Consider the following 25253-nt stretch of genomic DNA (forward strand, 5'->3'; position numbering starts at 1 on the left):
GACGATGAGACTGCGCCGCTGGAGCGGCCCCGGGGCCGTCGAGGACGGCAGCGCGACCCTCGAGGCGGTGATCATCGCCCCGATCATCATCGTGCTCGTCACGTTCGCGGTGGTGCTCGGGCGCGTCGCGAACTTCCATGAGTCGGTGGAGCAGGCGGCGCAGGCGGCGGCCCGCTCCGGCTCGATGAGCCGCGACGCGGCGCTCGCCGAGGCCAACGCGGACAAGACCTGGCACAACCTGGTCACCGACGGCACCGTCAGCGGGCTGCCGACCAACGGCCTGGAGTGCACCGACGCCGGGGGCGTGCCGGACTCGACGGCGTTCAAGACCGTCCCGGGCACGCCGCAGTCCGTCGCGGTCAACGACGCCTCCGGCTCGACCCGGACGATGTTCGCGTTCCGGGCCGTGTGCACCCTGGACACGAAATGGCTGCTCGGGATGTTCAGCACTCCGATCACGGTGCAGGTCACCGCGTACAGCCCGCTGGATCCCTACCGGTGCGACGGGACCGGGGGATGCTGAGCCGCGCGGCCCGGGCGCTCCAAGTGCTCCGGGCACCCCGGGTGTTCCGGGCGCCGCGCGCCGAGGACGGCGCGATCAGCATCGTCGCGCTCATCCTGGGCGGCACGATGCTGGCCTTCATCGGCCTGGTCTGGGACGGCGGCCGCGGCATGGCCTCCCAGCAGACCGCCGACGACCTGGCGCTCGAGATCGGACGCACCGCCGCGCAGTGTGTCAACGTCGGCAACTACCTGATCAACGGCACGGCGGTACTGGCGAGCAGCGCCCAGGCGAAAGCCTGTGCCGCGCCGTATGTGAACCTGGTCAACGCGAACGAGAAGACCAACGGCTACACCGTCGATTTCGACATCGGGATCTCGCTTTCGCGGGACACCTTTTACGTCACCGTCGTGCTGAACCGGCCGGCCGACTTCCTGCGGGACTCGGTGTTTGGCGGCCAGTACCACGGGCACGCGACAGTCAAACTGACACAGGGCGTCACTGACGCAGGGGGCTGAGTCTCATGAGCACTCGGGCAGCGCAGGGACAGCGACCGCCGACGACGCCGGCCGGCCCGCCGGGACCCCCCGGACGGCCGGTCGGGGCGGCGACGAGTCTGGCGTCGTTGATCCTGTTGATGGCATTGACATTCGGGACGCCCGCGGCTTTGTGGCTGTTCGGCCGGGATCTGCTGCCGGGCAGTGTCGTGAAGCCGTCGGTGATGTGGGCGGCGTTGCGCCGTCCCGATGACGGGCACCTTTTCCTCCAAGGCCTTTATCTGGCCGCCTGGATCGGCTGGTTCCTTTTCTTCCTGTCGGTCTTCCTGGAGATCGTCGCGCAGGTCCAGCACCGCGCCGCGGTGCGGCTGCCCGGGCTGGGCTGGCTCCAGCGGGGCGTGGGGACGATGGTCACCGCCGCGGTGGTGATCGTGGCCTCGCCGGTGGCGGCGATGGCGGACACTCCCGCGGACCTGCACGCGGGCGGCGGCGGGATCGCGGCCACCCAGGTGGTGGTGCACGGGAGCGGCGGGTACGGAGTCGCGCGCGGCGCGGCGGTGCAGGAGGCCGAGGTGGACAGTCCGACGTACACGGTGCGGCCCGGCGACTCGCTGTGGCGCATCGCCCAGGAGCAGTTGGGCGACCCGAACCGGTTCGCCGACATCGCGAAGCTGAACGACGGCCGGATGATGCCCGGCGGGACCGTGTTCCGGTACTCGGAGTTCCTCCAGTCCGGATGGGTCCTGATCATGCCCGCCGACTCCGGCCACGCGGCGGCGGACGGGACGCCGCAGAACCCGCAGACCGGATCGGCGGACGAGAGCCGGTCGGCGTCGCGGTACACGGACACCATCGACGCCCCCGACACCGCCGCCGGCGCGATCGGCGCGGCCGGCGCCGACGCCGCCGGCGGGACCAAGACCGAGGCGCCCGCGCACACCGCGGCGCCCAGCGGCGCCAAGACCTACACCGTGCGGCAGGGCGACAGCCTCAGCTCCATCGCGAAGAACGTGCTGGGCGATCCGCGCCGCTGGGACGAGCTGTTCGAGCTGAACCAGGGCCGTCCCCAGGCCGGCGGCCCGCCGATCTGGCGTGCCGACCTGATCTGGCCGGGCGACGTGCTGGTGCTGCCGGACGACGCGAACGTCGGCGGCCAGCAGGCGACCACGGCCCTGTCGCAGCCGCAGCTCCCGCCGCCCGCGCAGACCGCGCAGACGCCACAGACGGCACAGACCGCACCGCCCGGTTCGGTCCAGCAGCCGCCGCTGATCCACGTCGACCCGCCGGCCGGGCCGGCGCCGGGCAGTCCGAGCCCTGATGCCTCCCGGACCGGCGACCGGACGACCGGCCAGACCCAGAACGGCGCCCCGGGCACGTCCCAGAATGCCCCGCAGGCCGCGCCGACCGGGCACGACCAGCCGGCCGACCCCGCCGCCCCGGAGACCCTCACGTTCGGCGACGTCGAGTCCCAGCCCGGCAAGACCATGGCCGGCATCGGCGGCCTGCTGGCCGCCGGCCTGCTCAGCACCCTGGCCGCCAAGCGGCTGCGCCGGCTGATGCAGCGCCGTCCCGGCGAGCGGATCGCGGTCCGGCAGCCGGACAAGTGGGAGCTGGAGCTGAGCACCATCGAGAACCCGACCGGCCGGGTCTTCATCGACGCCGCCCTGAAGACCCTGAGCGCCAAGCTGGCCGAGGTGGACCGGATCCTGCCGGACATCACCGCGACCGTGCTGAAGCCGCACGGCCTGGAGATCCACCTGGCCCGCACCGAGCCGCCGGTCTCCCCCTTCTACGCCGACGCGCAGCGCCCCGGCGTTTGGGTGTGCCCGCTCGGCGCGCCTCTGGCCGGGAGCGCCGCGACCGCCCAGCCCCCGTATCCGGCGCTGGTGTCGCTCGGTTTCGACGAGGGCGACGACGCGGTCCTGGTCGACCTGGAGGCCACGCACGGCATCTCGCTGCTGGCCCCGGCCGAGGAGTCGGTCGGGATGCTGCGCGCGATGGCCGTGGAACTGGCCACCGGCACCTGGGCCGACCGGATCGAGGTGACGATGGTCGGCTTCGGCGCCGAACTCCCGGCGCTGTTCGACCCCGGCTGCCTGAGCCACACCGAGAGCCTGCCGCGCGCGGTGGAGTCGATGGCCCGCTGGTCGGCCACCGTGGACGCGGTCCTGGACCGGCACGACGTCTCGCTGCGCGAGGCCCGGACCTACCCGGACCCGGAGCTGACGCCGGTCACCAGGACCCACATCCTGCTCTCCGCGGCGCCGCTGGACCCGCGCTCGGCCTACCAGCTGCGGCAGCTGCTCTCCGGCCGCCAGCGCACCTCGATGGCGGTGGTCGCGGTGGTCACCGAGCCCGACCACCTGCTGTCCCAGTGGGCGGTCACCGGCCCGCTGTTCCAGACCCCGCCGTCGCAGGCCGGCGGCACCGGGATCAAGGTCCGGATGCAGGCGCTGCGGGACGCGCAGTACGCGGCCATCGTGCGCGACCTGTCCGGCGCCGGCCTGGACGACGAGTGGGCCTCGGCGCAGCAGGACGGCGTCTTCGACCCCGACGCCGCCCGGGCCGGGGCCCCCACCGGACGGACCGCCGCGCGCGCCCAGGCGACGCGTCCGCAGCTGCCCCCGAGCCCGGTGCGCCAGGCGCTGCCGCACCGGGTCCCGGCCTCGATCGAGGCCGGGTCCGGCATCGTCATCGGCGCGGAGAACGGCGCCGGGGCGGCGAACGGCGACAGCGCCGGGACTGCCGGGACCGCGGCGGCCGGCGCCGCCGCGTCGGCCGACCCGCCCCGCGCCAAGCCCCTGGCCACGCCGGAACCCAAGCACGCCAACCGGTTCCAGGTCCCGGTCGAGGACCTGTTCCGGATCGACGCGCTGCCGCCGGCCGTCGGGGCGGCGGCCCACCTGCTGGGGCCGCTGCCCAAGCCGGGCACCGCCAAGCACGCCCGGCACGCCCTGAACCCGGCGAACCTGCCGCAGTTCGACCTGGTGGTGGCGCCGTGGCACGGCCGGACCGGCACCGACGGCGTCACCGGCGTGCCGAACGCCGCGCAGGCCAAGCCGCCGCAGCCGGTGGTGCTCGGGCTGACCACGCTGGCCGCGCCGGGGATCCTCGGGGAGGCGCCGCCGAATCCCGAGGACCGGCTGGCCGGCCTGGGGCTGGAGCCGGTCGCGGCCGGCGCCTCGGCGGCCGGGACCGGCACTGGTACCGGCACTGGTACCGGTACCGGCACCGGCACCCTGGAGAAGGCCGTCGACCTGGCCGACAAGCCCCGCAAGCCGGGACAGTGGCAGAACGCTTATTGGAACCAGCGCAAGGCCGCCGAGGCCGAGAAGCACAGCTTCGACCCGGCGACGATGGCCCGCTCGATCAACGTCCTCGGCCCGATCGAGCTGTCCGGGACGGCGGCCACCGAGGGCAGCCGGGCCGCGGACCTGGCCGAGGTGGCGGCGTTCATCATGCTGCACCCGGGCTGTTCGGCGGCGCAGATCGCGGCCGAGCTGTGGCCGGGCCGCAAGGGCGCGGTGACGATCCGGGACGCGCAGGTGGCGCGGCTGCGGGAGTGGCTCGGCACCGACGCCTACGGCGAGCAGCACCTGCGGATCTCGCCGCACGGCTACGCGATGGGCCCGTCGGTAACCTGCGACTGGCTGGACTTCGTGTGGCGGGTGCAGAGCGGCGAGCTGGTCAGCGCCATCGGCCTGGTGCGCGGCCGGCCCTTCGAGGACGCGCCGCTGCGCCGCTACGGCTGGGCCGAGGCGCTGCGCCACGAGATGACCGCGCTGATCATCGACACCGCGCACTACGTCGCCGAGGCCTGCCTGAGCGAGCAGAACCCGCGCGGTGCGCAGAGCGCGGCGTACCGGGGGCTCCAGGCCGCCCCGGAATCCGAGCTCCTGTACCGGGATCTGCTGACGGCGCTGGCCGCGCTGGGCGACCTGTCCAGCGCCCGGCAGCACGCCGACACCCTGATCGCCTACGCCGACCGGGAAGGCATCGACTTGCAGTCCGAGACCACCGCCCTGCTCCGCGACGTGATCCAGGCGGTGCCGGGTGCCTGAGATCCGGGAGAACGTCGTCGAGCTGCTCGACGAGGACGGCGACGGCCATGGCGACGGCGACGACGCGCTGAAGAACCCCGCGACCGGTCGTACGGAAGCGGCGGCGCGGGCCGGGACAGAGATAGAGACAGAGGCAGAGGACACGATCGGGAAGGCCGAACCCGGATCCGAAACCGGATCCGGGCCCGAGTCCGGCACCGAACCCGAGCCCGAGCCCGAACCGGTCCCCTGGCGCCCGATCGTCGCCCGCCGGCTGGTCCCGATCCTCGTCGCGACGCTGCTGCTGGAGGCGGGCATCCTGCTGCGCCTGGGCCCGCACCTGTCCACGCTGCCGCTGATGGCGTTCGCCGCCCCGGCGGTCGCGCTGGCCGTCGTCGACTTCGCGATCCTGCGCCTGCCGAACGCCCTGACCGAGCCGATGCTGCTCGCCGTGGTCGCGTTGCTGGTGCTGGAGGCGCTGGCCGACCACCATCCGCACCGCCTGGTCACCGAGCTTGAGGGCGGCCTGGTGATCGCCCTCTTCTACCTGGTGCTCTACGCCGTCACTCGCGGCGGCATGGGCCTGGGCGACGTCAAGCTCGGCGCCACGGCGGGTATGGTCATGGCGGCCAAGGACTGGACCCAGGTCTACGACGGCACGCTGCTGTCCTACTTCACCCTGCTGGTCATCACGGTGGTGATGCTGACGCGGGGCCGCAAGCGCTTCCCCTACGGCCCCGGGCTCCTGATCGGCACGATCGCCGTCATGCTGATCGCGCCGTAGGACCGCCGCAGGGCCGCAAGGAGGGCGCGGCGGCGGTCACTTCACGGCGACCGGGTTCACCGGCGCCCCGGCGGCGTGGGTGAAGGGCTCGGGCGAGGCGGAGAGGAAGAACTCGTACACGCCGTCCTGCGCGCAGTCCTCCGCCAGCGCCTCCAGGTCCCAGTTCTGGCCTTGCAGCATCCCCATCTCCACCAGATGCAGCAGGTGGACCGGCAGCTGCGCGTCGTCCCGCTCCGGCGGGTACACCTCGAACGCGAGGTTGTCGGTGGCGACCGCGGCGACGTCGTGCGCGTGGAACCACGGCACGGTCCGCATCGAGGGGCCCGAGGTCGGGAAGCAGTACCCGCTCTTGTCCCCGGCCTTGAGCAGCGCCATCGCACCGGTCCGCACCAGGACGACGTCCCCGGGCCGGATCCGCACCCGCGCCAGCTCGGCCGCCGCGTCGAGGTCGTCGGGCGTCAAAGCATGTCCCTGTGACGCCTCGCCCAGCCGCTCCACCCCGAGCGCGCGCGGCACGTCCAGCAGCACGCCGCGCCCGACGATCGGGCCGGCCTTGTCGATCCCGCAGTGCGCGGCGCCGGCGTCGGTGATGCCGCCGGGATCGAAGCCGTTGTAGAGCCGTCCCTCGTACGAGGCGTGGGCCAGTGCGTCCCAGTGGGTGCCGGCCTGCAAGCCCATCTCGACCCGGTCGTCCGAGGTCCGGAACGGGTGCTCCGCCCCCATCACCTGGGCGTTGACCATGATCATGGCGCGCTTCGGGTTGTCCCGGCCGGGGATCAGGCCGATCTGCGGGCCGTCCTCGTCCAGCGGCAGCCCGAGCGCGAACCGCTTCCCGGTCCGGACCAGGCCGGCCGCCCGGACCACGGCCTCCGGCGTGATCAGGTTCAGCGTGCCGCGCTCGTCGGCGGCGCCCCAGCGCCCCCAGTTGTTGACGCGCGCGGCCAGTTCGGTGAACTGCTCAGGCATCGGCACGGCGGTCCTCCTCGGGCGTCGGCCCCGGTCGGGTGAGATCTGACACAGCGTCAGTTAGTGCTGTCCACTCGCGCGAACCTTAGCTAACATGCCGTCAGATTCGTAGGCTTCGGACCCGAGGAGCGAGCGGAAGTGGCCGACTACCTGGCAGGCAAAGTGATCGCGGTGACCGGGGCGGGGCGGGGCATCGGGCGCGCGGTGGCGATCGGCTGCGCCGCCGAGGGCGCGTCCGTGGTCGTCAACGACTACGGCGTCTCGATCGACGGCCGCGAGCCGGGCAGCGCGGTCGCCGAGAGCGTGGCGCAGGAGATCCGGGACGCCGGCGGGCACGCGGTGCCGTGCGCGGACTCGGTCACGACGATGGCCGGCGGGGCGCGGATCGTGCAGACCGCCGTCGACGCCTTCGGCCGCCTGGACGGCGTGGTCTGCGTGGCCGGGATCCTGCGCGAGCGGATGCTGTTCAACATGGCCGAGGACGAGTGGGACCCGGTCATCGAGACCCATCTGAAGGGCACCTTCACGGTCTTCCGCGCCGCCAGCGCCGTGATGCGCAAGGCCGGCGGCGGCGCGCTGGTCGGCTTCACCTCCGGCAACCACGCGGGCAGCGTGTCGCAGGCCAACTACAGCGCGGCCAAGGGCGGCATCGTGAGCCTGGTCCGCAGCGCCGCGCTCGGCCTGGGCAGGTACGGGATCACCGCCAACGCGGTGGCCCCGGTGGCCCGGACCCGGATGAGCGCGAACGTGCCGTTCGACATGGCCGAGATGGGCGAGCCGGAGGACGTGGCGCCGCTGGTCGCCTACCTGCTGTCGGACGCCGCCCGCGCCGTCACCGGCCAGATCTACACGGTGGCCGGCCGCCGGATCGCGGTCTGGAACCAGCCGCGGGAGCTGCGGTCGATGTACGGCGAGGAGCCGTGGACCGCGGAGTCGATCGCGAAGCGGCTGCCGGAGGCGGTGGGCGTGGAGACGATGCCGATGATCGCGAAGATGGCCGCGTACGCGAAGGCCACCGAGGACCGCAAGGCCGCCGAGGAGCAAGGCGGCGCGGGCCAGGCCGGCGGGGAGCAGGGTGCCGCCGAGGAGCAGGCTGGCGCGGAGCAGGGCAGGGCAGCTCAGGACGGCGCGGGTCAGGCCGCCACGGAGCAGGGCGGCGCCCGATGAGAGCGGCGGTCTTCGAGAACGGCAAGCTCGAAGTCGTCGAGGGCGTCGAGGTGCGCGCGCCGCGCGCGGACGAGGTCGTGGTCCGGATCGTGGCCGCCGGCCTGTGCCACTCCGACCTCAGCGTGGTCAACGGCACCATCCCGTATCCGGGCCCGGCGGTGCTCGGGCACGAGGGCGCCGGCGTCGTGGCCGAGGTCGGCGCGGCGGTGACCCGGGTCAAGGCCGGCGACCACGTGTGCCTGACCACGATCAACCACTGCGGCGTGTGCCCGGCGTGCAGCCGGGGCCGCCCGACGATGTGCCGGTCGACCTTCGGCCGGATGAGCCGGCCGTTCACCCGGACCGGGGCCGGCGGCGGGACCGAGAAGGTGGCCTCCTTCGCCAACACGTCGGTCTTCACCGAACGCGTCGTGGTCAAGGAGGTGCAGGCGGTGCCGATCCCTCAGGACGTCCCGATGCCCTCCGCCGCGCTCATCGGGTGCGGCGTGCTGACCGGGGTCGGGGCGGTGCTGAACCGGGCCCGGGTGCGGATCGGCGAGACGGTCGTGGTGATCGGCGTCGGCGGCATCGGGCTGAACGCGATCCAGGGCGCGCGGATCGCCCGCGCGGGCCGGATCGTGGCCGTGGACACCAACCCGCGCAAGGCGGAGGCGGCCCGGACGTTCGGGGCGACCGACTTCGTGGATCCGTCCGGCGCGGACGTCGTGGCGCTGGTCAAGGAGCTGCTCCCGGGCGGCGCGGACCACGTCTTCGAGTGCGTCGGGCATCCCGCGCTGATCCGCGCGGCCACCGACATGCTGGGCTGGTCGGGGACGGCCGTGCTGCTCGGGGTTCCGCGCGCCGACGCCGAGGCCTCGTTCCTGGTCTCCGGGATGTATATGGACAAGACCATTATGGGCTGCCGCTACGGAACCTCTCACCCCCAGTTCGACGTCACAAGGTATGTGGACCTCTATCGGACGGGTGAACTCCTCCTGGACGAACTCGTGACGAAGACCTACCCTCTGGAGCACATCCACGAGGCGATCCACGACCTGGAAAGCGGGTCATTGGCAAGGGGAGTCCTCTTGCTCTGAGCCGAACGAGGGGAAGGCCGTGACGGAGAGCCCGACCGGGCAGGGTGCACCCGACCACGAGGTCGACGTGGCGCTGCTCACCGAGTCGTCCGCGCCCTCGGCGGCCGTTCCCGAGCAGGGGACGCGCGAGACCGACACGGAGCGTGCGGAAACCTCAAACGGCACCTCAGACGCCCCGGATCCGGACGCCCCGCACTCGAACGGCTCCTTTTCGGACGAATCCGCTCCGGACGATCCGCCGTCGGACCCGGCGCCCGGCGCCGGCGTCGAGGTCGGTGCCGGCATGGGTGCCGGTGGAGGTACCGCCGTGGGTGCCGGTGTCCAGGCCCGGCACGTGATCGAGGACGGCCACGTGGTCCTGCTCCTCGATCCCCCCGAGGAGGTCGCGGAGCCGGACACCCGCAACGTGCTGCGCCGCCTGGGCAGCCGGATCGCGCGGGAGTTCGTCGACCCCAGCCCCGGGCTCTACCTCTCGCTGGCCTATATCGTGCTGGCCGTCGGGATCACCTGGCAGCTGCTGGCGCACCCGGTGGCCAAGCTGCTGGCCGGCAACCCCTACGACCAGCAGTACTTCGAGTGGCAGCTGACCTGGGTCCAGCACGCCGTGCTGCACCTGCAGAACCCGCTGTTCACGCACACGATGAACGCCCCCGACGGGATGAACGTCGTGGGCAATCCGCAGATCATCGGACCGGCCGTGGTCCTGACGCCGATCACCTATCTGTTCGGCTCGTCGGTGTCGTTCGCCCTGCTGACCACGTTCAACCTGGCCGCGACCGCCACCACCTGGCGCTGGTTCCTGCGCAAGCACGTCGTGCGGACCGAGACCGCGGCCTTCGTCGGCGGCCTGTTCATGGGCTTCTCGCCGTCGATGATGTCGCACTCGCTGGCGCACCCGAACCTGGCCGGGCAGTGGCTGGTGCCGCTGATCCTGGGCCGGCTGCTGCGGCTGCGCGAGCGGGACCGCGCGGTGCGCAACGGCGTCGCGCTCGGCCTGATGATCGTCGCGCAGGTGTTCGTCGGCGAGGAACTGCTGTTCCTCACCGCGCTGGGCTGCTTCTTCTTCCTGATCGCGTACGCGGCGATGCGCCCGCGGCAGACCCGCGCGGACGGCCCCACCTTCCTCAAGGGCGCGGCCGTCGCGATCGCCACGTCGGCGGTGCTGCTGGCGTATCCGCTGACGTTCCAGTTCGCCGGGCCCATGTCGTTCAAGGGCATCCCGTTCGACATCGCCTACTACTCGGCGGATCTGAAGTCCTACGCGGTGTATCCGGACCTGGAGATCTGGATCGACAAGAACCAGCTGGACCCGCTGGCCCCCGGCGCGACGGAGCAGGCGGCGCTGGTCGGCTGGGCCCTGCTGCTGGTGGTGGTCCTGCTGGTGGTCTGGTGCCTGCGCAACGCGGCGGTCCGGGCGCTGCTGATCGCGGCGGCCTGCCTGGTCCTGCTGTCGGTGGGGCCGACGCCGGTGTTCGACCACGAGCCGATCACCTGGGGCTGGTTCCCGCTGCGCAAGGACGGGGTCTGGTCGCACCTCCAGGATCTGCCGCTGTTCTCCTCCAGCCTGCCGATCCGCAGCGCGCTGGCGGTGTCCTGGATCGTCGGGATCCTGCTGGCGATGGGCCTGGACAAGGCGCTGGCGCAGCGCTGGATGTGGGTCCGGGGACTGGCCGTCGGGGGCACCGCCGTCGCGCTGTTCCCGCTGCTGCCGCGGGTGCTGGAGGCGAGCGACCGCGCGCCGATCCCGGCCTACTTCACCGCCGGGACCTGGAAGGAGTGCGTGTCGCCGGGCCGGAACACCATCGTCGGCGTACCGCTGTCCGACGGCGGGGACCGGACCAACGAGACCTGGTCCACGGCCGCCGACACCGCGTTCGCGATCCCGCAGGGGCCGGTGATGGCTCCCAGCTCGCCGACCGACAAGCAGGTCACCTGGGGCCGCAACAACGTGCTGTGGACGGCGCAGTGGCTGTCGTACATCTTCAAGAACGGCGGCGGCGCCACCCCGCCGGTGGACGGCTCCATCAAGAGCCGGGTGGCGCTGGACCTGGGCACCTGGCAGGCGAACTGCGTCGTGATGGCCGAGGGCGCGCCGAACCTGGACGCGGTGGGGGCGTTCCTGGACCAGGCGATCGCGCCCGGGGTGCACAAGGGCGGCGTCGTGGTGTGGAAGGAACCCACCCGGTAGGACCGGTCCTCGAAAGCGGGAACCCCTCCCGCCGTGCCGGACACGAATCCGGTGTGAGGACTGATGACGACTGACCGCGAGCTGTGGGCGCAGGCCGTCGACGGCGACCGGGAGGCGTTCGGGATGCTTTTCGACCGGCACGCGACGGCGGTCTACAACCACCTGTTCCGGCGCACGGCGGACTGGGGCGAGGCCGAGGACCTGACCTCGACCGTGTTCCTGCACGCCTGGCGCCGGCGCGCCGACATCGTGCTGGACCGGGACTCGGCGCTGCCGTGGCTGCTGGGCGTGGCCAACGGGACGCTGTCGAACACCCGGCGGCGGCTGCGGCGGGCGCAGGCGCTCGTCCAACGGCTCGTGATCCAAGACGAGCCGCGGGACGACGCCGACCACGCCGACGCGGTCGCGACCCGGATCGACGACGAGCGCCGGATGTCGGACCTGCACCGGGCCCTGGCCCGGCTGCCCCGCCACGAGCGCGACGTGGTCGAGCTGTGCCTGTGGTCCGGACTGGACCAGCAGGCGGCGGCCGCCGCGCTGGGCATAGCCGTCGGGACGGTCAAGTCGCGCCTGTCGCGGGCCCGCCGGCGGTTGTCGTCAGACCTCGGACATCTCATTGAATCGGAGGAGGGGACATGAGAGGACTGCCGGTTCCTCCTCCCGAGCGCCGGCTTCCCGGACACGGGCGGCGGCGAGAGGAGTTGCTGAGGATGATCGACCAGGAACAGGCCCGGGGCGGCGTGCGCCGCCGCTGGGGGCTGCCGCTCGGGGTGGCCGCCGTGGTGTCCGCGACCGGGGTGGTCGCGGTGCTGGCGCTGGGCGGCGGGACGAAGCCGGCCGGGGACAGCGGCGTGGGTCCGCTGGCCGGCGGCACGACGGCGCTGAAGACGGCGGAGACCGCGACCGTGACGCCGGACGCCACGGGAGGCGCGGGCACGCCGTCGGCCTCCGGGAGCGGACAGGTCGTCGTGGTGCAGAACGGGCAGACGATCACGCTGCCGTACAACTCGCAGGACTTCGTCGCGGCGTGCAAGGTGGCGCTGGACGTCCGGGACGGACGGGTGGTGGTCTCGGCGAGCCCGTCGCCGAAGCTGATCGACCCCAAGCTCTGCACGTCCGTGGAGCCCTCCTCCCCGGCCGGTCCGCCGGTGGAGCCGACCAGCCCGGTCATCACCCCGGGGCAGAACGAGGCGCTGCCGGCCGACCGGGTCCAGGCGATCCTGGCCTCGTGCGCGCCGTCGGGCGGGCCTTGGCAGAAGGTGGTCGCGGTGAAGACCGCCTTCGCCACCCAGCACGTGGACGCGATGGTGATCGCCACGAACTCGAAGCACGAGTACGTGTTCTGTGACGCGAAGGGCAACACCGGCTTCCCGTCCCAGACCCCGACGATCGTCACACTGGCGAGCCTGCGCGTGGGGAACTCGCACCTGAAGGAGTACGACGGAGGAACGGACTACAGCGATCGTCAGCACTACCTGATGTTCAACTGGGGCCTGATCGGGCCCGAGGTCAAGAAGGTGACGGTGAGCTACGGCACCGAGAAGCAGGAGTACCCGGCACTGGTCGACAACGGCGCCTTCCTGTCGACGGCCTCGACGCCCTTCAACCCGGACTACACGCACCCGCCGATCGGGTACGTCCACGCCTACGCCGCCGACGGCACCAAGCTCTACGACACGCCGCTGAGCTAAGCAAACGCACCCTTGTGGAAGATCAGCGGGCTCGACGCCGGATCGGCGTCGAGCCCGTGCACGCGTCCCACGACGATGGTGTGGTCCCCACCGGGGTGGGTGGCCTCGATCGTGCAGTCCACCCAGCCGTGGGCGCCTTCGAGGATCGGGGATCCGAGTTCGGAGGAGCGCCAGGCGACGCCGTCGAACTTGTCGCCGCCGCTGACAGCGAAGGCCCGGCACAGGGTCTCGTGGTCGGCGGCGAGGAAGTTCACGCAGAAGCGTCCCACGGCCTTGATGCGGGGCCAGGTGGTGGACGTGTGGCCGACCGAGAACAGGACCAGCGGCGGGTCCAGGGACAGGGCGGAGAACGCCTGGCAGGCGAAGCCGACGGGGCCGTCGGCGTCCTCGGCGGCGACCACGGTCACGCCGGAGGCGAAGTGGCCCAGGACGCGGCGGTAGTCGGCGGCGTCGACGGACCCGGCGTCGAGCTCGACGGTCTCGGTGTCCTCCACGTTCTCAGGGTTCTCGGTGCTATCGGTGTTCTCCGCGGCCGCGGCGCGTTCGCCGGGGTCGACGTGCCCGGCGTGCTCGCGTGCGGTGGCCTGTGCAGGCATGGTCCCAGCCCCTAGGTGTCACGCTGTTCGCGACTGCGCGGTCCCAGCTCGTTCGCCATTCCAAAAGCGCAGCTCTGTCCAGCATACGTGGACGGACAGGGTCAGTGTGGGTGGGAACTGACGACCCGTCAAGTGTGCTGTCGTTCGGCATGGCGAACGCTCCGAGGACATCGGCCGACTTGGCGTCAACCGTTCAACGACAGTCAGTGCCCTGAGAATTCCGGGGCGCGCCGCTCGGCGAACGCCCGCACGCCCTCCCGGCCGTCGTCGGTGGCCATGTTCAGCTCCACCGCGTCGGCCTCCTCCCGGAAGGCCGTGGCCCGGTCCACTTCCAGGGCGCGGTTCACGAGGTTCTTGGCCAGCGCGAAGGCCCGCGTCGGGCCCACGGCGAGCCGCTCGGCCCACTCCCGCGCGGCCGACTCCAGATCGTCGTCCGGCACCACGCGGTTCACCAGACCCAGGGCGAGCGCCTCGGCGGCCGGCACGTCGTCGGCGAGGAAGATCAGCTCTTTGGCTTTGTGCACGCCGACCAGCCGGGTCAGCAGGTAGGCGCCGCCGCCGTCGGGCACCAGGCCGCGGCGGGCGAAGATCTCGATGAACCGAGCCGATTCGGCGGCGACGACGAGGTCGCAGGCCAGCGCGAGGTGCGCGCCGATGCCGGCCGCGATGCCGTTGACGGCCGCGATCACCGGCTTCTCGCAGTCCAAAACCGCGGCGACGAGTGCCTGGGCGCCGTCCCGGATGGTGCGCGCGACGTCGCCGGGGCCCGGCGGCCGCGGCGGCCCGGCCCCGGGCCCGGACCCCGGCCGGGACCGGAGGTCCGCGCCGGTGCAGAAGCCCCGGCCGGTGGCGGTGAGGACCACCGCGCGGGTGTCCGGATCGGCGGAGGCCTGCCGCAGCAAGGCGATCAGCCGGTCGCGCTGCCCGGCGTCGATGGCGTTGAGCGCCTCCGGCCGGTCCAGCGTGATCCATCCGACGCCGCCCGAGAGCTCGTGGCGGACGGTCTGTTCCACGGAGCGCTCGGACGCTTCGGACATACGGTTCTCCCGCGAGGATGAGGAATCAGCGCCGGACGGGGGCCGGCGCCGGTCAGGAATCAGCGCCGGTCACGGATCAGTGCCGGTCGGGCATCGGCGCCGGATCGGGAATCAGCGCCGGATCAGGGTCGCCGAGGCGTCCAGCGCCACGGTCCCGCCGCCCCGGCCCAGCACCCGCAGCGGCGCAATGTCGAAGGTCTCCAGCACGTCGCCGAGGTCCAGGGCCATCCGCTGCACCCGCAGCACGGTGTCGGCCAGCGCCTCCAGGTCGGCGCCGGCCGTGGTGAGCAGCGGCAGGCAGTGCAGCTCGTCGAGCATGCGGCGGGACTGGTGGGCGTCGAACGGCGCCACCCGGATCGCGACGTCGCCCAGGGTCTCGGCGTAGGCCCCGCCGACGCCGACCACCACGGCCGGACCGAACCGGTCGTCGCGCCGGATCCCGACCATGGTGTCGACGCCGCCGGTGATCTGCTGCCCGATCAGGACGCCGTCCAGGGTGCCGAAGCCCTGGCGGCCGGCGGAGTCCATCAGGTCCTTGAAGTTCTCCCGGACCTGGGACGCCGAGGTGATGGCGGCCCGGGTCAGCCCGGCCGACGAGGCGGACGGCAGCCCCGCCACCGAAGCCTTCATCACCACCGGGTAGCCGATGGTCGCCGCCGCCCGGACCGCCCAGGCCGCGCTGGTGACCAGCTGCTCGCGCGGGGTGCGGATGCCGTAGGCGCGCAGCAGCTGGTGGGTCTGCGACTCGGACAGGCCCTTGCCGGCGGCGGGGTCCTTCTTCCGGGCGCCGCCGGAGCCGGAGGCGAGGATCTGCCGCGCCTTCACCCCGGCCATGGCGTTGTCCTCGACCAGCGCCGGGATGCGGAAGCGGAAGTCGCAGTGGTCGTAGTAGGCCTTGGCGGCGACCACCGCGTTGGTGAGGGTGCGGAAGGCCGCGATCTCCGGGGACCGTTGCAGGATCAGGCGGTAGCCGGTCTCGGTGCCGCCGGAGGAGCACCAGATGGCGCCGATCGGCGTGCTGCTGGCCCGGGCCGCCTCGACCAGCGCGGCGGCCGTCCACTCGGCGGCGGCGCCGGTCTCGGTGACGGCGTAGAGCAGCATCCCGGCGCCGGGGCGCGCGGCGAGCTCGGCGATGTCGGCGCCCGTCCCGGAGTCCGCGCCGGAGCCCGCGCCGAAGTCCGCGCCGGCGTCCGCGGCCTCGACCGGCAGGCCCGCGCGGCCGGCCAGGTCGGCCAGCAGGGCGGCGGCGCCGCCGGAGTCGGCGGCGATCCGGACCGGGCCCGGGCGCTGGGCCGGGCGCGGGAACCGGGCCAGGGTGGCGGCGCAGTCCAGGAGCTGGTCGAAGCCGTCGACGCGGACCACGCCGGACTGCCGCAGCACCGCGTCGATCACCCGGTCGCCGCCGGTGGCCAGCACCACCAGCGGGCGGGCGGCCGAGGCGGCGGCCTCGGCGGCGCGGATCAGGGCCCGGCCGTCCAGGTCGGTGCCGATCGCGTCGACGCAGGCGGCGATCGCGCCGACGCCGTCCGCCTGAGCGAACGCCTCGACCGCCTCCGCGAACGTCGGGCCGGTCCCGGTCCCGGCCGGCCCGCCGGAGCCGCAGTGCACCGAACCGGCCACCCGGACGCCCAGCTCCTCGGCGGTGACCAGCGGACAGCCGGTGTGCGCGCCGGTCGTCACCAGGGCCAGCGCCGGGGCGGCCGGGGCCGGCTCGGCGGACTGCGGGGGCCGGGGCGGGATCCGGTGGCGGTGGGCTTCCGGCGCGGGCCGGTGCCGGGCCACCTTGCTCTGCTCGCTGGTCATCACACTGGTGGCAGGCATCGCACCGCCCTCTCAAGGGAACCGAACAGTAACCTGACGATGTGTCAGTTTAGGGCGCGGCTGCGAATTAGCCCAGAGGCAACAGGCAGGAGATCTCGCGTTCACAGAGTTCTGTTTGTCAGGGGCCCACGCGCTTTCGCAATGCCGAACGGTCCACTTTCTGGCCGGAGGTCAGGGGCAGGCTGGGGACCAGGCGCAGGTCCTCGGGGAGCTTGTGCTTGGCCAGCCGGGGCCCGGCGAACAGGCGCAGCTCCTCCAGCGTCGGCGGGGCGTCCGGGTCGGCGGGCACCACGAACGCCACCCCGACCTGGCCCATCACCGCGTCCGGGCGGGGCACCACGGCCACCTCGCCGACCCCCGCGTACTCCTGCAGCACGGCTTCCACTTCCTGCGGGTGCACGTTGTAGCCGCCGCGGATGTACATGTCGTCGCGGCGGCCGGCCAGGCGCAGGCAGCCGACGTCGTCGAGCAGGCCCAGGTCGCCGGTGCGGAGCCAGCCGTCCGGGGTCAGCGCGGCCCGGGTCGCCGCCGGGTCGTGCCAGTACTCGGCCATGACGGCGGCCGACCGGATCCACACCTCGCCGGCCTCCCCGGCCGGCGGCGCCTGGCCCTCCTCGTCGCGGATCGAGATCTCGGTGCCGGCCCGCGGGCGACCGACCGTGTGGAAGAGTTCCTCGTCGGGGGCGTCGAAGGCGGTCAGGGTGCCCAGGCCCCCGGATTCCGTGGAGGAGTAACGGATCGAGTAGCCCGCGCCGAACGTCGCGCGGGCCCGGCGCACCAGATCGGCGGGCGACGGACCGCCGCCGATGATCAGGGCTTTGATGTCCTCGGTGTGGTACGCGGCGAGGCCGGAGACCCGCAGCAGCAGCGCGACTTGGGAGGCCACCCCGCCGATCACCGGGATGTGCTCGGCGCAGACCAGGTCCAGCGCCTCGCGGGCGCGCCAGCGCGGGAGCAGGTGCAGGCAGTTGCCGGAGAGCAGGTGGCCGGCGAGCTTCGTCATGAAACCGACGTGGTTCAGGCCGGTGGCGACCAGCAGCGGCATCGGCCCGGACTGCGCCGCGCCGTCCATCCCGGCGATCGCGGCGATCTGCTTCGCCCCGAACAACGCGCCCTTCGGCAGGCCCGTCGTTCCGGACGTGAAGACGATCGTCTCCGGCTCGCTGTGCGAACGGGGCTTCGGCACGGCGCGCACGCGTTCGCGGCCCAGCAACGGGAGTCCCGCGGCGAACTCGCGACGATCGCGCGCCTGCCGCACCGGAATGATCTGCGCATCCGGCAGCCGCCCGGTCAGCAGCTCCTCGGTCCCGACCACCACGTCCGGCCGCGCCCGCTCCAGCATCGCCTGCCGCTCGGCCGGCGAGTAGTGCCCGCCGATGCCCGCGGTGACGGCCCCGATCTTCGCCAGCGCGCAATAGGCGACGACGTAGTCGATGGAGTTCGGCAGCAGCAGCGCGGCCACCTGCCCCTGGCCGACGCCCCGCACCGCCAGGCGCGCGGCCATCGCCTCGGAGGACGCGTTGAGTTGCTGGAAGGACAAGGAGAGCGGGCCACGGCCGGCCACCAGGGCCGGGGCCGGTCCGTGGTCGCGCGCGGCTTTGCGGACGGCGTGGGCGAGGAAGGTCATCGGAGCTCCCTGAGGGATGGGTACCGATCTGACTCGCGCTCAGATCTTCCCTCGCGCCGCGTGGCTAATCCAGAGGCCCGCGATCCAAGACTTCTACGTGATTGATGGTGGAACCGGCCATGTCAGGGACCGGAAAGCGCGAGCCGGATCGCGCAACCTCGCCAGGCCCGGCCCCGACGGCCGGTCCGGAGATCCGGTCCGCCGGGCCGGAAGCGGATCCGGTCAGGCCGCGACCGGCTTCTTCTGGGTGATCCCCATGTACACCAGCCCGATCATCGCCGCCCGGAGCTCGGTCAGCTTGATGCTCCAGGCCTCGAACACGCGCTGGTGCGCGGAGATCGAGGCCAGCATCGCGACCAGGGCGCCGGCCGTGGCCGTCGGCGGCATCACGCCGTCGGCCTTGCCGGCGGACTGCAGTTCGGTCATCGCGTCGGCCAGGGAGAGGGTGACGTTGTTGAGGATCTTCATCCGGATCTTGTGGAAGCGCTTGTCGCCCTCGGCGGTGGCCAGGTCGACCACGCGCAGGATGGCCTCGTGCTCGTTCCAGAACGCCAGGAAGCCGTCGACCAGTGCCTCGGCCGCCTGCATGCCGGCCCGGCCGGTCCAGGTGCGGCCGTCGGCGAGCTCCTTGAGGTGCGCGCCGTCCTTGGCCATGTCGTTGGCGATCTCGATGATGGCCGACTCGATGTCCGGGAAGTACTGGTAGAAGGTGGCCGGGCTGGTCCCGGCGAGCCGCGCCACGTCGATCACGGTGATGGAGCGGTACGGCTGCGACACGAGCATCTCGCCGAGGCACTCCAGCAGCCGGGCCCGGGTGGCCTGGCCGCGCTTACCCGCGATCCGCCCGTCGACGGTGCGCACTTGCTGAGCTGTCATGCCGTCAGTTTATTCGCTGCGGGCCCTCGAACCTGCCCAGACCTGGGTGATCGCCGAAGATCGGCACGCGTTATCATGCTCGTCACTTCCCCTCCCCGAACCCTCGCGGACGCGCCGCCTCCCGCGCGGCGCGGTTGAAGCCCGGCACTTCGCCGCCGCCGTGGACCAGCAGCTCGGCGCCGGAGATGTGGCGGGCCTGCTCCGAGGCCAGGAACAGGCAGGCCTCGGCGATGTCGTCGGGCTCGGCCATCCGCCCCATCGGCAGGCCGCGACCGACCGCCTCGGCCGCCTCCGGGCCGCCGTGGTAGGCGGTCAGCGACTCGGTCAGCACCGGCCCCGGCAATACGCAGTTCACCCGGATCCGCGGCGCCCATTCCAGCGCCAGGCTCTTGGTCAGCGCCGCCAGCGCGGCCTTGGCGGCGCCGTAGACGGCGGTGCCCGGACTCGGGCGGGTGCCGGCCACCGAGCCGATGTTCACGATGGCGGCGCCGCCGTGCTCCGGGGTCAGGGGGTATGCGCACTGCGCGGCGTAGAGGACCCCGAGGACATTGAGGTCGAACGCGGCGCGGGCCGCCGCCTCCGGATAGTCCAGCGCCGGGCCGGGCCGCGCGCCGCCGGCGTTGTTGACGAGCACGTCGACGCGGCCGAACTCGGCGGCGACGGTCGCGAAGGCCGCGCGCACGGCCGCCCGGGAGCCCAGATCGGCGGCCAGGAAGCGCCCGACGGCCTGCCGGGGCTCGGTGCGCGCCAGCGTCACCACGGTGGCCCCGGCGGCCTCGAACCGCGCCGCGACCGCCCGTCCGATACCCCGGGTCCCGCCGGTGACGACGGCGACCCGTCCGGCGAACGACGTCACATCCGCCTGTGTATCAGAGGTCGCTCCACCACGGAAGAACCATGATTTCGCCGTACCGGGCCACGCCGCGGTCCACCGGAGTCCGGCCCGCGCCACCGTTCCGCCGCCCCTTCCCACAACGGGTTCCGCCCGGATCGTCCCGCGCCGGACCCGGGTTGGGGAGACGCGACGCAGTCCCCTTTCACCCGGTTGGAGGATTGACCGTGACCGAAGCCGGGTGTCGACTCTTGCACAGTCCGGAGGAGATGACGATGGGCGATTCCGCCGCTGTACCCCTGGTCGCACCCGCTGTTGGCGGGGACGACGAACCCTTCTTAGGCATGGCGTGGGCCGAGGCCATCGAGGCCACGGAACTCCTGCGCTCGGCACTGGCCGCCCTCGGCCTCGCCGAGGAGATCCCGCGCCTGCGCGGTGATGTCAACGTCTACGGCCGGCCGATGGTGACCGTCGGGCGGATCAGCCCGACGGCGGCCCGGCGGCTGGCCGCGGCCCTGAGCCGGGCGGCACAGCACCAGCCGCGCGTCTACGGGCAGGCACCGCCGCCGGTCCGCGGCGAGACCGCCAACGGCTGCGCGGTACCCGGCCACCCGGTGCCCGGCCACCTGGTGCCGGCGTCGACAGCGCCGGCCACCGGCCCGACCGCGAACCCGGGCCCGGCCGGAACCCCGGCTCGGACCCCGGTTTTCGCACCGCTCCCGACCTCGAATCCGGCCCCGGCCTTCGCACCGCTCCCGAATACGGCCCCGGCTTTCCCTTCGGCCGTGAATCCGGCTCCGGTCCTGACCCAGACCGCCAATCCGGCTCCGGTCCTGACTTCGGTTCCGGCTCCGGCCGTGAATCCGGTTCCGGCTCAGGTCTTCGCTCCGGCTCCGACGCCGGCTGTGGCCCCGGCCCTCACCCCGACGCCGGTGCCACCGCCGCCGTCCCTGTGCGGCCCGGCCCTGCCCCAGGTTCCCGGGCCGGCCGTGACCGCGCTGAGCGCGCTGACCGCGTTGCCGGGCCTGCCGGCCGCGCCCCGGACGGCGGGTGGTCTGCCCCCCTCGCCGACCGATCCGGTGCGGCTGCCGGCCTGAGCGCGGCTGCGCGATCGGCGGCCACGAAGCAGACGGCGGCCGGGCCCGCGGGAAGGACCGGCCGCCGTCACCACCTCGAAGGTGGTTGCCGCGTGGGGGGTGCATGCAAAGTAGCACCCTGAGGTACTCGCCGACCATGGTTTCCGTGCAGGGATTAAAGGTCCTGCGAAACGTGGTGGCGCGGGGGCGTCCGGATCCCGGTGCGGGCACGCGGAGGCGGCTGGAGCCCGACACGGCTCCAGCCGCGAACCCGGTTGACTCGGGGGGATCGCCAACCGGGGTGGGTGCCGATCCCGCGGTCACCCACGTCTTGACCTGCCGCAGCAGCGTACGAGTCAGGGTTCGAACGCCGCCAGCGTTTCGCCGCTGGGGCGAAAGGCTTCGCGGCCCGCCTCACCGGGCCCGCCAGCCCTCGCCCCGGGGCCGCTCCCGGAACAGCTCGGCCTGCCGCTCGGCGCCGAGGTTCCCCAGCCGCACCAGATGCGGTGCCAGCCCGAGCGCCTGGCCCTTCGCCATCTCCCGCGCGGCCCAGATCGCCCGCACCGTGCCCTCCACCGCGCTCGGCTCGCTGTCCGCGACGACCCGCGCGGCCCACTCGGCGGCGGTCGCCAGCGCCGCGTTGTCCGGCACCACCTCGCTGACGAGGCCGATCTCGTGCGCCCGGCGGGCCGTCATCCGTTCGGCGGTGCCGAGCAGCGCCAGCCGGGCGAGTTCGCCGTGCGGCATGCGCTGCGCCAGGTGCACGGCCTCGTAGGCCGGCACCATGCCGTAGCTGACATGCGGATCGAAGAAGGTGGCGTGCTCGGCGGCGATGATGAACTCGCACTCGCCGAGCAGGTAGAACGCCCCGCCGCAGGCCATGCCGTTGACCGCGGCGATCACCGGCTTCCAGAGGTCGGCGGACTTCGGGCCGAGCGCGATGCCGGGGTCGTCGACCATGAACGGCGACGACGGCTGCGGCACCCGGGCGTCCCGGTCGATACCGGTGCAGAACGCCCGGTCCCCGCTGCCGGTCACGACCACGCAGCGCACCGAGTCGCGGTGCCGCAGCGTTTTCCACAGGCTGTGGATCTCGTCGGCCATCACCAGGTCGAAGGCGTTGAGCCGCTCGGGCCGGTGCAGCGTCACCCGGGCGACGCCGTCCCGCTCCCGGTATTGGAGGGTACTGAATTCGAGATCACTCATCGGGCGTCCAGGCCGCCACGGCGAGCCCCTCCAACTCCCGGAACACCACGCGGACCGGCTGCCCGATCTCGATCGTGGCCGGGTCCACCGAGTCGATGCCGGCCTCGGGAGAAGCGACCAGATTGCCGACCAGCCGCAGCCGCCGGTCCTCCTCCAGCTCCACGACCACCACCGGATACGGCGCGAGCGCCGCGTAGTCCGGCAGCAGCGGCGGACGCGGCACGGCGAAGGACCAGATGTGGCCCCGCCCCGACATCCGCTTCCACGCGAATTCAGTGCTCTGACACCGCGGGCACATCGGGCGCGGCGGGAAGAGGACCTCGCCGCAGCGCGCGCAGGTCTGCATCCGCAACTCGCCCTGGGCGGCGTACTCGAAGAACGGCGCGCCGTCGGCGTCGACGAACGGTTTGAGCATCTGGGCAGCCTCCTTCAGTCCCGGCGCAGCAGGACGGCCGACGTCGGTACAGCTTCGCCCGCGGTGACCAGGCATGTCGAGGCCCCGGCGACCTGGTTCGTGGAGGTCCCGCGCAGCTGCCGCACGCCCTCGTTGATCAGGTTGAAGCCGTGGACGTAGGCCTCGGACAGGCCGCCGCCGGAGGTGTTGATCGGCAGCCGCCCGCCGAGTTCGAGCGCGCCGTCCTCGGTGAAGGAGCCGCCCTCGCCCTTGCCGCAGAAGCCGTATCCCTCCAGGGACAAGGGGATCAGCGGGGTGAAGGCATCGTAGATCTGCGCGACGTCGACGTCCCCGGGCCCGAGGTCGGAGTGCTTCCAGAGCTGCCGCGCCGCGATCCACGACGGCCCGGCGAGCGGGTCGTCGTTCCAGTAGTTGACCATGCCGTGGTGCTGGGCGGGCAGGCCCTGTCCGAAGGCGTGCACGTACACCGGCGGCTGCCGGCAGTCCCGGGCGCGCTCGGCGGAGACCAGGACCACCGCGAGCGCGCCGTCGGTCTCCAGGCAGTTGTCGAACAGGCACAGCGGATCGGAGATCATCCGGGCCTGGAGATAGTCGTCCATCGTGAGTTCGCGGCCGTACATGATCGCCGCCGGGTTGGCGTTCGCGCGGTTGCGGCAGGCGATGGCGACGTTGCCGAGGTGTTCGCGGGTGAGCCCGTACTCGTGCATGTACCGCCGGGCCAGGACCGCGATCTCGTCGACCGGGCGCAGCAGGCCGAAGGGCCGGGTCCACTGCGCCGGGGTGGGGAGCTGGTTCACCGTGTCGGTCCACGGCCGCGGCCCGCTGCCGCGCTTGCGCGAGCGCCAGGCGACCCCGACCTCGGCCTGGCCGGTCGCGATCGCCATGGCCAGATGCCCGATGGTGGCGCAGGAGCCGCCGCCGCCGAAGCCGACGCGGGAGAAGAAGGTGACGTCGCCGGCGCCCACGGCCTTGGCCACCTCGACCTCGTCGGTGGCCTCCATGGTGTAGGCGGCGAAGGCGTCGACCTCGTGCGCGGCGATGCCGGCGTCGTCCAGGGCCATGGCGATGGCCCGGCAGGCGAGCGCCTTCTCGGACAGCTCCAGGTGTTTGGCGAACTCGGTCTGGCCGATGCCGGCGATCGCGGCCCGGTCCTGCAAGGGCGTCGGACTCATGCACCTTCCCATCTGACGCGGCGTCAGATATCTGCCTATCATGGGCCCCGGCACGGTGCCAGAGCCAACTTTCCCTCGCGCGAAAGGCCCTCGGTGATGACGGTGCGGCAGAGCGGAACGACGGTCCCGGAGCTGGTGGCGCGGGCCGCCGCGGAATTCGGCGACCGGGAGGCGGTGGTCGACGGCGCCGAGCGGCTGACGTTCGCCGGCCTGGCCGCGCGGGTGCGGCAGGCGGGGCGGGCGATGATCGCCTGGGGGGTGCGCCCCGGGGACCGGGTGGCGCTGTGGGCCCCCAACTCGGCGGAGTGGATCGTGACCGCCCTGGGCGCGGTCTCGGTCGGCGCGGTGCTGGTGCCGCTGAACACCCGGCTGAAGCCGGCCGAGGTGGGCCACATCCTGCGCAGCTCGGGGACGAAGCTGGCGGCGGTGTCCGGCGAGTTCCTCGGGGTGGACTACGTCGGGCAGCTGGCGGCCCTGCGCGCCGAACTGCCGGCCCTGGAGACGATGACCGCGTTCACGGACGGCGGCCTGCCGCCGGTGGTGTCACGACGCCAGTTCCGGGCGCCGGGCATGAAGGTCCCGGCCTCGGCGTTCGACGAGGCCGCGGCTTCGGTGAGCCCTGATTCCCCCGGCGACCTGTTCTTCACGTCGGGGACGACCGGCGCCCCGAAGGGCGTCGCGACCACGCACGGACAGAGCACGCGCGCCTTCGATCAATGGTCTGAAATAGTCGGCCTGCGCGCCGGCGACCGCTACCTGATCGCGAACCCGTTCTCGCACACCTTCGGCTACAAGGCCGGGATCCTGGCCTGCCTGACCCGCGGCGCCACGATGGTGCCGCTGGCCTCGTTCGACACGGAGGCGCTGTTCACCACAATCGAGCGGGAGCGGATCACGGTGTTCCCGGCCGCCCCGGCGGTCTACCAGATGATGCTGGCGCACCCCGACCTCGGGAAGCACGATCTCAGCTCCCTGCGCGCGGCGGCGACCGGCGCGGCGATGATCCCGGTGGAGCTGATCCGGCGGATGCGGGACGAGCTGGGTCTGGCGACCGTCGTGACCGCCTACGGACTGACCGAGGCGACCGGCGTGGTGACGATGAGCCGGGACGGCGACGACCCGGAGACCGTGGCCCGGACCTCGGGCCGGGCCATCGACGGCGTCGAAGTCCGCATCGCCGAGGACACGAACGAGATCCTGGTCCGCGGCTACACCGTGATGTCCGGCTACTTCGAGGACCCGGAAGCCACCGCCGAGGCCATCGACGGCGAGGGCTGGCTGCACACCGGCGACGTCGGGGAGCTGGACGGCGCCGGGAACCTGCGGATCACCGACCGCATCAAGGACATGTTCATCTGCGGCGGCTTCAACGCCTACCCGGCGGAGATCGAGCAGGTGCTGCTGACATACCCCGGGGTGCGGGAGGCCGCGGTGATCGGCGTGCCGGACCCGCGCCTGGGCGAGGTCGGGAAGGCGTTCGTGATCCCGGTGCCCGGCCACGGGATCGACCCCGAGGCGCTGATCAAGCACGCCGAGGAACGCCTGGCCAACTACAAGGTGCCGCGGCACGTCGAGCTGGTCGAGGCGTTCCCGCGCAGCTCGCTCGGGAAGGTGCTCAAGCGCGAGCTGCGATGACACCTCAGCCGTTTCACGCTTTCGAGTGACGCTGCGCCCGCCGCACTGC

At 72.8% G+C, this 25253-nt stretch carries 21 protein-coding genes; 11 read left to right on the top strand and 10 right to left on the bottom strand.

Annotated elements, in window-relative coordinates; all coding sequences use genetic code 11:
* Nucleotides 1-4: 4 nt before the first annotated feature.
* The 4 genes from ABD481_RS07285 to ABD481_RS07300 all read left to right on the top strand — a co-directional run bounded on the left by ABD481_RS07285 (nucleotide 5) and on the right by ABD481_RS07300 (nucleotide 5823).
* On the top strand, nucleotides 5-523 hold the full coding sequence (locus ABD481_RS07285) for a TadE/TadG family type IV pilus assembly protein (RefSeq protein ID WP_344664766.1): 519 nt from the start codon (nucleotides 5-7) through the stop codon (nucleotides 521-523).
* Nucleotides 517-1020: a hypothetical protein gene (locus tag ABD481_RS07290; protein WP_344664767.1), complete on the top strand. Its 504-nt coding sequence runs from the start codon at nucleotides 517-519 to the stop codon at nucleotides 1018-1020. Before ABD481_RS07285 ends, ABD481_RS07290 begins: the two co-directional genes overlap by 7 nt.
* Before the next feature lie 119 nt (nucleotides 1021-1139).
* Nucleotides 1140-5060, top strand: coding sequence for an AfsR/SARP family transcriptional regulator (locus ABD481_RS07295; RefSeq protein WP_344664768.1), 3921 nt, complete (start codon nucleotides 1140-1142; stop codon nucleotides 5058-5060).
* Nucleotides 5053-5823 carry a prepilin peptidase gene (locus ABD481_RS07300; protein ID WP_344664769.1) on the top strand — a complete coding sequence of 257 codons (771 nt, stop codon included), beginning with the start codon at nucleotides 5053-5055 and terminating at the stop codon, nucleotides 5821-5823. Before ABD481_RS07295 ends, ABD481_RS07300 begins: the two co-directional genes overlap by 8 nt.
* Nucleotides 5824-5859: 36 nt before the next feature.
* On the opposite strand, the gene ABD481_RS07305 is transcribed toward ABD481_RS07300, so the two are convergent.
* On the bottom strand, nucleotides 5860-6795 hold the full coding sequence (locus ABD481_RS07305; RefSeq protein ID WP_344664770.1) for a cyclase family protein: 936 nt from the start codon (nucleotides 6793-6795) through the stop codon (nucleotides 5860-5862).
* Between the two features lie 132 nt (nucleotides 6796-6927).
* On the opposite strand from ABD481_RS07305, the gene ABD481_RS07310 reads away from it, so the two are divergent.
* From ABD481_RS07310 to ABD481_RS07330, 5 genes are all read left to right on the top strand, one after another.
* On the top strand, nucleotides 6928-7956 hold the full coding sequence (locus ABD481_RS07310; RefSeq protein ID WP_344664771.1) for an SDR family oxidoreductase: 1029 nt from the start codon (nucleotides 6928-6930) through the stop codon (nucleotides 7954-7956).
* Nucleotides 7953-9032, top strand: a complete 1080-nt coding sequence (locus tag ABD481_RS07315; RefSeq protein ID WP_344664772.1) for a Zn-dependent alcohol dehydrogenase — start codon at nucleotides 7953-7955, stop codon at nucleotides 9030-9032. The genes ABD481_RS07310 and ABD481_RS07315 overlap by 4 nt, the downstream gene beginning before the upstream one ends.
* Before the next feature lie 19 nt (nucleotides 9033-9051).
* On the top strand, nucleotides 9052-11220 hold the full coding sequence (locus ABD481_RS07320) for a DUF6311 domain-containing protein (RefSeq protein ID WP_344664773.1): 2169 nt from the start codon (nucleotides 9052-9054) through the stop codon (nucleotides 11218-11220).
* A gap of 63 nt (nucleotides 11221-11283) precedes the next feature.
* Nucleotides 11284-11859, top strand: coding sequence for an RNA polymerase sigma factor (locus ABD481_RS07325; protein WP_344664774.1), 576 nt, complete (start codon nucleotides 11284-11286; stop codon nucleotides 11857-11859).
* Between the two features lie 71 nt (nucleotides 11860-11930).
* A complete protein-coding gene (locus ABD481_RS07330) occupies nucleotides 11931-12911 on the top strand; it encodes a TrbL/VirB6 family protein (RefSeq protein WP_344664775.1) in 981 nt (326 codons plus the stop codon).
* On the opposite strand, the gene ABD481_RS07335 is transcribed toward ABD481_RS07330, so the two are convergent.
* The 6 genes from ABD481_RS07335 to ABD481_RS07360 all read right to left on the bottom strand — a co-directional run bounded on the left by ABD481_RS07335 (nucleotide 12908) and on the right by ABD481_RS07360 (nucleotide 19724).
* Complete coding sequence (locus tag ABD481_RS07335; RefSeq protein WP_344664776.1) at nucleotides 12908-13507, bottom strand: flavin reductase family protein; 600 nt, start codon at nucleotides 13505-13507, stop codon at nucleotides 12908-12910. The two genes, ABD481_RS07330 and ABD481_RS07335, sit on opposite strands and share 4 nt — an antisense overlap.
* Nucleotides 13508-13710: 203 nt before the next feature.
* Entirely contained in the window at nucleotides 13711-14544 is an 834-nt protein-coding gene (locus tag ABD481_RS07340; RefSeq protein WP_344664777.1) for an enoyl-CoA hydratase/isomerase family protein, read from the bottom strand.
* 111 nt (nucleotides 14545-14655) lie between these two features.
* Nucleotides 14656-16365, bottom strand: a complete 1710-nt coding sequence (locus ABD481_RS07345; protein ID WP_344664778.1) for an acetate--CoA ligase family protein — start codon at nucleotides 16363-16365, stop codon at nucleotides 14656-14658.
* Between the two features lie 118 nt (nucleotides 16366-16483).
* Nucleotides 16484-17992, bottom strand: coding sequence for a class I adenylate-forming enzyme family protein (locus ABD481_RS07350; protein ID WP_344664779.1), 1509 nt, complete (start codon nucleotides 17990-17992; stop codon nucleotides 16484-16486).
* Nucleotides 17993-18214: 222 nt separating this feature from the next.
* The gene (locus tag ABD481_RS07355; protein WP_344664780.1) at nucleotides 18215-18868 is read right to left on the bottom strand and encodes a TetR family transcriptional regulator; all 654 of its coding nucleotides are present in this window, start codon (nucleotides 18866-18868) and stop codon (nucleotides 18215-18217) included.
* An 82-nt stretch (nucleotides 18869-18950) separates the two neighbouring features.
* The gene (locus ABD481_RS07360) at nucleotides 18951-19724 is read right to left on the bottom strand and encodes an SDR family oxidoreductase (protein WP_344664781.1); all 774 of its coding nucleotides are present in this window, start codon (nucleotides 19722-19724) and stop codon (nucleotides 18951-18953) included.
* Nucleotides 19725-19975: 251 nt separating this feature from the next.
* Here ABD481_RS07360 and ABD481_RS07365 point away from each other — a divergent pair, with 251 nt between their 5' ends.
* The gene (locus tag ABD481_RS07365; protein ID WP_344664782.1) at nucleotides 19976-20797 is read left to right on the top strand and encodes a hypothetical protein; all 822 of its coding nucleotides are present in this window, start codon (nucleotides 19976-19978) and stop codon (nucleotides 20795-20797) included.
* Between the two features lie 393 nt (nucleotides 20798-21190).
* Here ABD481_RS07365 and ABD481_RS07370 read toward each other — a convergent pair whose 3' ends face one another.
* Genes ABD481_RS07370 through ABD481_RS07380 form a run of 3 tightly spaced genes read right to left on the bottom strand, consistent with a single transcriptional unit; the run spans nucleotide 21191 to nucleotide 23569 of the window.
* Entirely contained in the window at nucleotides 21191-21982 is a 792-nt protein-coding gene (locus ABD481_RS07370) for an enoyl-CoA hydratase/isomerase family protein (RefSeq protein ID WP_344664783.1), read from the bottom strand.
* Complete coding sequence (locus tag ABD481_RS07375; RefSeq protein ID WP_344664784.1) at nucleotides 21975-22397, bottom strand: Zn-ribbon domain-containing OB-fold protein; 423 nt, start codon at nucleotides 22395-22397, stop codon at nucleotides 21975-21977. Before ABD481_RS07375 ends, ABD481_RS07370 begins: the two co-directional genes overlap by 8 nt.
* A gap of 14 nt (nucleotides 22398-22411) precedes the next feature.
* A complete protein-coding gene (locus ABD481_RS07380) occupies nucleotides 22412-23569 on the bottom strand; it encodes a lipid-transfer protein (RefSeq protein ID WP_344664785.1) in 1158 nt (385 codons plus the stop codon).
* A 96-nt stretch (nucleotides 23570-23665) separates the two neighbouring features.
* Here ABD481_RS07380 and ABD481_RS07385 point away from each other — a divergent pair, with 96 nt between their 5' ends.
* The gene (locus tag ABD481_RS07385) at nucleotides 23666-25204 is read left to right on the top strand and encodes a FadD3 family acyl-CoA ligase (protein ID WP_344664786.1); all 1539 of its coding nucleotides are present in this window, start codon (nucleotides 23666-23668) and stop codon (nucleotides 25202-25204) included.
* Nucleotides 25205-25253 lie beyond the last annotated feature (49 nt).

The organism is Catenulispora yoronensis, from assembly GCF_039531695.1.
Classification (GTDB): domain Bacteria; phylum Actinomycetota; class Actinomycetes; order Streptomycetales; family Catenulisporaceae; genus Catenulispora; species Catenulispora yoronensis.

Coding starts and splice junctions, on each gene's coding strand:
- ABD481_RS07285 (WP_344664766.1), top strand. CDS start 5: ATGAGACTGCGCCGCTGGAGCGGCCCCGGGGCCGTCGAGGACGGCAGC.
- ABD481_RS07290 (WP_344664767.1), top strand. CDS start 517: ATGCTGAGCCGCGCGGCCCGGGCGCTCCAAGTGCTCCGGGCACCCCGG.
- ABD481_RS07295 (WP_344664768.1), top strand. CDS start 1,140: ATGGCATTGACATTCGGGACGCCCGCGGCTTTGTGGCTGTTCGGCCGG.
- ABD481_RS07315 (WP_344664772.1), top strand. CDS start 7,953: ATGAGAGCGGCGGTCTTCGAGAACGGCAAGCTCGAAGTCGTCGAGGGC.
- ABD481_RS07325 (WP_344664774.1), top strand. CDS start 11,284: ATGACGACTGACCGCGAGCTGTGGGCGCAGGCCGTCGACGGCGACCGG.
- ABD481_RS07330 (WP_344664775.1), top strand. CDS start 11,931: ATGATCGACCAGGAACAGGCCCGGGGCGGCGTGCGCCGCCGCTGGGGG.
- ABD481_RS07335 (WP_344664776.1), bottom strand. CDS start 13,507: ATGCCTGCACAGGCCACCGCACGCGAGCACGCCGGGCACGTCGACCCC.
- ABD481_RS07340 (WP_344664777.1), bottom strand. CDS start 14,544: ATGTCCGAAGCGTCCGAGCGCTCCGTGGAACAGACCGTCCGCCACGAG.
- ABD481_RS07345 (WP_344664778.1), bottom strand. CDS start 16,365: ATGCCTGCCACCAGTGTGATGACCAGCGAGCAGAGCAAGGTGGCCCGG.
- ABD481_RS07350 (WP_344664779.1), bottom strand. CDS start 17,992: ATGACCTTCCTCGCCCACGCCGTCCGCAAAGCCGCGCGCGACCACGGA.
- ABD481_RS07355 (WP_344664780.1), bottom strand. CDS start 18,868: ATGACAGCTCAGCAAGTGCGCACCGTCGACGGGCGGATCGCGGGTAAG.
- ABD481_RS07365 (WP_344664782.1), top strand. CDS start 19,976: ATGGGCGATTCCGCCGCTGTACCCCTGGTCGCACCCGCTGTTGGCGGG.
- ABD481_RS07370 (WP_344664783.1), bottom strand. CDS start 21,982: ATGAGTGATCTCGAATTCAGTACCCTCCAATACCGGGAGCGGGACGGC.
- ABD481_RS07375 (WP_344664784.1), bottom strand. CDS start 22,397: ATGCTCAAACCGTTCGTCGACGCCGACGGCGCGCCGTTCTTCGAGTAC.
- ABD481_RS07380 (WP_344664785.1), bottom strand. CDS start 23,569: ATGAGTCCGACGCCCTTGCAGGACCGGGCCGCGATCGCCGGCATCGGC.
- ABD481_RS07385 (WP_344664786.1), top strand. CDS start 23,666: ATGACGGTGCGGCAGAGCGGAACGACGGTCCCGGAGCTGGTGGCGCGG.